General features: G+C 30.4%; 3 protein-coding genes. 1 reads left to right on the top strand and 2 read right to left on the bottom strand.

The features are described from left to right. Positions 1-115 precede the first annotated feature (115 nt). The gene (locus C200_RS12925) at positions 116-388 is read left to right on the top strand and encodes a hypothetical protein (protein ID WP_144019154.1); all 273 of its coding nucleotides are present in this window, start codon (positions 116-118) and stop codon (positions 386-388) included. A 375-nt stretch (positions 389-763) separates the two neighbouring features. Here the strand turns inward: C200_RS12925 and C200_RS12930 are convergent, their stop codons facing one another. Beyond that, the gene (locus C200_RS12930) at positions 764-1,732 is read right to left on the bottom strand and encodes a ParB/RepB/Spo0J family partition protein (RefSeq protein WP_016211918.1); all 969 of its coding nucleotides are present in this window, start codon (positions 1,730-1,732) and stop codon (positions 764-766) included. Then, the gene (locus C200_RS12935; protein WP_051307368.1) at positions 1,732-3,012 is read right to left on the bottom strand and encodes an AAA family ATPase; all 1,281 of its coding nucleotides are present in this window, start codon (positions 3,010-3,012) and stop codon (positions 1,732-1,734) included. The genes C200_RS12930 and C200_RS12935 overlap by 1 nt, the downstream gene beginning before the upstream one ends. Between the last annotated feature and the right edge of the window lie 610 nt (positions 3,013-3,622).

The following is a 3,622-nucleotide window of genomic DNA, read 5'->3' on the forward strand; positions in this document are numbered from 1 at the left end:
ACCGGAATAATGCTTCCATTTAAAGGGTTGATTCTTCTTAAATCGTTTACGTTTTACCACAGCAATTCACTCTTAACTTCCGTTGATTGCTACACCCTACTCAAATCTAAATTTTTTGCAACAGTGCCCGTTTTTCTCTAACACTCGGCAGTTAGCACTTCAAGCAGAGGAAGAGCATCATATCCGTTTAGACTATTTATCCAATCGTCATTCTATCGTGCATGCTAGAAAACAAAATAAAACTATTGATTTCAAAAATATTCCATTAAATGATGCTAATACAGTTAAAAGTATCAATAATATTATTGATATCGTATTTGACGCGTTAGAGGAAAATCTTGATTTATCTTTACAAGCAAGTACGTTAAATAAGTTTTCTATTCGCTAGCTATAGACCTCCGCCTTCCATCATTTTGATGAATGATTTTTCTTCAACCAGCAGAAATGCTGGTCAAACTAAAAACAGTATATTTTTACCAATATATACTAAAGCTAATAAAATCAAAGACTCACCAATAAACGACAAAACACAATCAGTATAATATCTTAACATATAAACTTATTATACTGATATGAAGACTAAAAAATGGATCTCAGCAAACAAACATCAAGAAAAATGATATTGAGCTAACTATAATCAAACAGCTCCATTGACCACCGCTGTGGTCGATGTTAAATGTTTTTATATCACTCCGACATTTTGACCACCGCTGTGGCCAAATGATTCGAGATTACAAAAAATATGATTATCTAAACTATAGTCTTACACTTTTGAATTAAGTAAAGATTTTAATCCGTCTGAAAGTAAGATTTCTAAATCAGAATGATTAACATTATTAATTATGTTATTTGGAAAACTAACAGACAAATTCCCATTAGGATCTTTCCTCCATGAAAATAGATGTCTTCCATCAGATGAAACTACTTTTTTTGATTGTTGGTAAACTGAATCTCCAGTAATTTTCTCATTTATTTTTCTCCAGCTCGCACCAGATCTTATTATTTCAGAGCAATTAATAAGGTCTTCTAAAGAACCTCCGGAGTTAAGAAAAGCTCTTATTGAACTTGAGGTTTTAGAATTAACTTTAGTCATATCTTTTATTGAAATAATTAAATCTTCAGGAAGATCAGCAAATGACAATAAATTACCAACAGCAGACTTGGATATTTCAAGATTTTTTTCTAACTCTTTCCTAGTTAAAACTCCATTATTTATTAATCTTGAATAATTAATACCTTTTGAATACTCACTTAAACCTTCTCGATACTGATTTTCATTTATCTGAATCAATGCGGCTTCATTATCATCAACATCAATAATAATTGCCTTTAACATTAAGCTGTTATTTAACTTTCTTAAATTTTTTATTGCTGTCCATCTTCTTTCACCAGAAATAATTTCAAAATGTTCAGGCTTATCAGGATGCTTTCTCAAAATTGCTGGTACAGCCTGACCATTTTCTTTAATAGATAATTCCAATCCATCCTGATTGCCAAAATCAAAATTATTCCTATCAGAATAACCCCAGTTTATACATTTAAAAGGATCTACTAGAATATATGATTCGGCTTCAACTTCAGATGACCCGATATCAATTTTATTAAAGCTATCGTATTCAAGTATATTTTTCTTATTTAACGCTCTTGATTTTTTTGATGAAAGACTCAAATCATTTTGACCCAAAAGCCTGTCTATAACTTTACTACCACTGGACTTTGTTGAAGAAGTCATTATTTAACTTTCCTTTTAGTCACAGCATTTTTATTTGTTGCTTTTTTTCTAATTACAGAGCTTTTCTTTACAACCTTTTTTTTCTTAGCACTTTTTATTTTAGACATATTCGCATTAGCTTCTGTTCTCCATATAGACTTAAAAGCATTGATTATTTCATCATTTACTGCATTTACTGCTTCAATAGCCCTTTTATGTGATTTAGATTCACTTCCAAGAGCTTTTCTCTCATAAATAGTTTTAATTTCACTTGTTGCATTCTGAACATCTACGGTATTTATCATTGAATTTGACATAACAAAATCACCAAAATTATGTCTTATTAAGTTTTCAGCTCTAATTGAGGAAGTAGTTTTGGTGTGGCGAGTAATTAAAATACGAAAATACTTTAACGACTTATTACCTTCTCTGCTATTAAATAAATTAGAGAGTGTTTTTGCAAATCTTATATAGCTCGCATAATCAGTTATTGCAGGTAAAACGGGAACAATCAGCCCTGTAACAGCATACAAAGCATTTAGTGTAAGTGATCCATTATTTGGAGGACAATCAATCAATATTACATCATACTGATCTTTTACAAACTCTAAAGCACTCTTAAGCCTACTAATACTATTACCTAATTTTTTATTTATATTATCACTCATTAATAAAAATTCGGTATCTTGAAGTGAGAGATTCGATGGTATTAGGTCTAAGCCATCAGTATATGTTGGCCGAATAACATTATGAATTAAAGACGGGTCTTCAGTAAGGGATAAGTTAATAGTGTCTTCTTCTGATAACTCAATATCTGGATTTAAACCAAATAAAAAAGATAATGTCGCTTGAGGATCTAAATCAATAACTAAACATTTTAAACCATCAAGAGCCAGTTTTTGCGCTAGATGAATGGTTGTTGTTGTCTTTGCAACACCTCCTTTAAAGTTAGCTATACTCGTGATCATACAATCTGATCCTTTCGGCCTTAAGTACCTTGTTCCTTCAATGTCACGAATCTTATTAATTCTATCTAAGCTATAAACTCTTTTACCATTTTCATCTTTATCTGGTAAACCAAATCGCTTACCTTTGCCTTCATTAATTCTAATGTGCTGAGGGCTTCGACCAATCATATCAGCAGCCTCTGTTATCCCCCATCTTTTGAGCTTTTTATTATTCTCAGGGTCAATAGATTCAGCTAGTAAACGCTCTAAAACCTTTGTACCTATTTCATTAGATTCCTGCATTAATTCGGCCGCGTCGTCCACGCCAAAAATCTCATGATCATTTATTTGCATTTAATTAACCTAATTTCTATTTATTAAGAATATATTGTTAATTAGAGAATATATTACAATATAAAGAAAATCAAACAAAATAAATGTTTTTGATATTATGTTGTTATTTGAAATTTAATTTTATTAAAACCAGCCACAGCGGTGGTCAAAGTATAAAGCAATGAGCAACTAATCAGTATCGACCACAGCGGTGGTCAAAGTATAAAGCAATGAGCAACTAATCAGTATCGACCGCAGTGGTGGTCATACACTAAAGCTATGAACTAAACCTCTAAAGAAAGTCAGATTAACTAAAAAATAACCTCTTTACAAACTTATCATTTTAAATGCAAACCAGTGTATGAATATTTATACAATTACTCTTAACGAATTTTACTTTTACTCATACCCAATTAAATAATTAACATAAATATAATTTATATTTATAGAGCATGATTCTTAAATAATAAAAATATGCTTTTTATATATAAAATATCATTATTTTATAAATATTCTCTTTTTTTGCCAATTTTGCACTAAAATGAGAATAATTCCTTGACTAAGGAATATTCACCTATTAATATTCAAATTAACTATCAAATAGAAACGGATCGGCACTGTTGCGAAAAAT

This window comes from Piscirickettsia salmonis LF-89 = ATCC VR-1361 (assembly GCF_000297215.2).
In the GTDB taxonomy this organism is placed as follows: Bacteria; Pseudomonadota; Gammaproteobacteria; order Piscirickettsiales; family Piscirickettsiaceae; genus Piscirickettsia; species Piscirickettsia salmonis.

Excerpts from the sequence above, each read along its gene's own strand:
- C200_RS12930 (WP_016211918.1), bottom strand. The coding sequence starts at position 1,732 with ATGACTTCTTCAACAAAGTCCAGTGGTAGTAAAGTTATAGACAGGCTT.
- C200_RS12935 (WP_051307368.1), bottom strand. The coding sequence starts at position 3,012 with ATGCAAATAAATGATCATGAGATTTTTGGCGTGGACGACGCGGCCGAA.